Consider the following 3,026-nt stretch of genomic DNA (forward strand, 5'->3'; position numbering starts at 1 on the left):
GCCGCTTGCTTGCAGGCGGCGCCGTAATCGAAGGAAGGGCCCGCCCGACCCGAAGCCAGCGCAGATGGCGTCCCGCTGTTTTCCCTGGAAACAGATGGTCGCTGCAATCCGTTGTGCCGGAGCGCCCGCCAGGGTGCCGAGGCACGTGATGTGAGGAGCAGACCTTGAGTCTCAATCGCAACGAGAAAGCTACCGTGATCTCGGACGTGGCCGCCCAGGCAGCCCGTTCGCAGACCCTCACGCTGGCCGAGTACCGTGGCCTCACCGTTGCCCATCTCGACAAGCTGCGCCGCGACGCGCGGGAAAAGGGCGTGTACCTTCATGTTTTGAAGAACACGCTCGCCCGCCGCGCTGTGGCCGGTACGCCGTTCGAGGTGGCTGCGGAAGCCATGTCTGGTCCGCTGATCTACGGTTTTTCGGAAGACGCTGTCGCTTCGGCCAAAGTCCTGTCGGACTTCGCCAAGACCAACGACAAGCTGGTCGTCAAGGGTGGTGCATTTGGTGGCAAGGCGCTCGACGCCGAAGGCATCAAGGCCCTGGCCTCGATCCCCAGCCGCGAAGTCCTGCTGACCCAACTGGCCGGCCTGCTGCAGTCGCCGATCGCCCGCTTCGCGCGTGCGGTGGCTGCCGTGTCGGAGAAGAAGGGCGGCGGCGCCGAAGCCGCGCCTGCCGAAGCGGAACCCGCCGCGGCCTGACGCACAGCATTCAAGCAATTCAACTGTTTCTAGGAATCCAAAATGGCATTCGACAAAGACGCTTTCCTGTCCAGCCTGGACACCATGACCGTGATGGAACTCAATGACCTGGTCAAGGCCATTGAAGAGAAGTTCGGCGTTTCGGCTGCTGCCGTGGCCGCTCCGGCCGCCGGTGGCGGTGGCGCCGCCGCTGCCGCGGTGGAAGAGAAGACCGAATTCAACGTGGTGCTGGTGGAAGCCGGCGCTCAGAAGGTGTCGGTCATCAAGGCCGTGCGCGAACTGACGGGCCTGGGCCTGAAGGAAGCCAAGGACCTGGTGGACGGCGCTCCCAAGACCGTCAAGGAAGCCGTGCCCAAGGCCGACGCCGAAGCCGCTGTCAAGAAGCTGGTGGAAGCCGGCGCCAAGGCCGAAGTCAAGTAATCGACGGGCCCGGAGCGAGGCTGGGTGCTCTACAGGCACCCAGCCTTTCGCGCTTCAGGGTTTACTCGGCTTGAGGTCACTCGGAAAGCGAAAGCGCGACACAATACGCGCCCTTCTTTTTCCAAGTGTTCTCTGATCCGACTGCAGAGAACGGGTTTGGTCGGACTCCGGTGCAACGCCGGGGTTGTCCGCCAGCGGTTGGTAGTGGCCAACCACCAAGCCTCGGGTGCAAGACCCGAGTTGCCAGTCGCCGACGAAACCTCTACCACGGCCAGGCGGGGGTTTTCGACACGGAGTGTTCAATGGCGCAAGCATCCCCCAACTACAGCTATACCGAGCGCAAGCGGATCCGCAAGAGCTTCGGTAAGCGCGAGAGCGTTCTCAACGTCCCGTATCTGCTGACCATGCAGCGGGAATCCTACGTCGCGTTCCTGCAAAAGGACGTGCCGCCCGCCAAGCGCAAGCCCGAGGGGCTGCAGGCCGCCTTCTTGTCCGCGTTCCCCATCGTTTCGCACAACGGGTACGTGGAGATGAAGTTCATCGAGTACAACATCGCCAAGCCGCCGTTCGACACGCGCGAATGCCAGCAGCGTGGTCTGACGTACGCCGCTGCGGTGCGGGCGAAGCTGCAGATGATCATCTATGACCGTGAAGCCGCGCAGGCCAAGACGGTCAAGGAGATCAAGGAGCAGGAGGTCTACATGGGCGAAGTGCCCCTGATGACCGACTACGGCTCCTTCATCGTCAACGGCACCGAGCGTGTCATCGTCTCGCAGCTGCACCGCTCGCCGGGCGTGTTCTTCGAGCACGACAAGGGCAAGACCCACAGCTCGGGCAAGCTGCTGTTCAGCGCCCGCATCATTCCCTACCGCGGCTCCTGGCTGGACTTCGAGTTCGACCCGAAGGACATCCTGTACTTCCGTGTCGACCGCCGCCGCAAGATGCCGGTCACGATCCTGCTCAAGGCCATCGGCCTGAACCCCGAGCAGATCCTGGCCCACTTCTTCGTGTTCGACAACTTCCGCCTGATGGACTCGGGCGCGCAGATGGAGTTCGTGGCCGACCGCCTGCGTGGCGAGGTCGCGCGCTTCGACATCACCAACAAGAACGGTGAAGTCGTCGTCGAGAAGGACAAGCGCATCACCGCCCGCCACGTGCGCGCGCTGGAGCAGTCGGGCACCAACCACATCACCGTGCCGGAAGACTTCCTGATCGGTCGCGTGGTGGCCCGCAACATGGTCGACCCCGACACGGGCGAGATCGTGGCCAAGGCCAACGAAGAGATCACCGACACGCTGCTGAAGAAGCTGCGCCAGTCGGGTGTGAAGGACCTGCAGGCCCTCTACACCAACGAGCTGGACGAAGGCGCCTACATCAGCCAGACCCTGGCCAGCGACGAAACCGCCGACCAGCTGGCCGCGCGCGTGGCCATCTACCGCATGATGCGCCCTGGCGAGCCGCCGACCGAAGACGCGGTGGAAGCGCTGTTCAACCGCCTGTTCTACAGCGCCGACACGTACGACCTGTCGCGCGTGGGCCGCATGAAGTTCAACGCCCGCGTGGGCCGCGACTCGGCCGAAGGCGCGATGACGCTGAGCAACGAGGACATCCTCGACGTCGTCAAGATCCTGGTCGAGCTGCGCAACGGCCGCGGTGAAGTCGACGACATCGACCACCTGGGCAACCGTCGCGTGCGCTGCGTGGGCGAACTGGCCGAGAACCAGTACCGCTCGGGCCTGGCGCGTATCGAGAAGGCCGTCAAGGAGCGTCTGGGCCAGGCCGAGACCGAAGCCCTGATGCCGCACGACCTGATCAACTCCAAGCCGATCTCCGCGGCGCTGAAGGAGTTCTTCGGTGCGTCGCAGCTGTCGCAGTTCATGGACCAGACCAACCCGCTGTCCGAGATCACGC

The 3,026-nt window shown here is 64.0% G+C and carries 2 protein-coding genes and 1 pseudogene; all 3 read left to right on the top strand.

Going from position 1 to position 3,026, the window contains the following annotated elements; all coding sequences use genetic code 11:
• The first annotated feature begins 164 nt into the window (after positions 1-164).
• On the top strand, positions 165-695 hold the full coding sequence (gene rplJ / locus ABNT58_RS03365; protein WP_348752101.1) for a 50S ribosomal protein L10: 531 nt from the start codon (positions 165-167) through the stop codon (positions 693-695).
• 42 nt (positions 696-737) lie between these two features.
• Entirely contained in the window at positions 738-1,115 is a 378-nt protein-coding gene (rplL, locus tag ABNT58_RS03370; protein WP_348752102.1) for a 50S ribosomal protein L7/L12, read from the top strand.
• A gap of 302 nt (positions 1,116-1,417) precedes the next feature.
• Positions 1,418-3,026 (top strand): annotated as a pseudogene (gene rpoB, locus ABNT58_RS03375) (DNA-directed RNA polymerase subunit beta); the annotation flags it as partial.

The organism is uncultured Aquincola sp. (assembly GCF_964001545.1).
In the GTDB taxonomy this organism is placed as follows: domain Bacteria; phylum Pseudomonadota; class Gammaproteobacteria; order Burkholderiales; family Burkholderiaceae_C; genus Aquincola.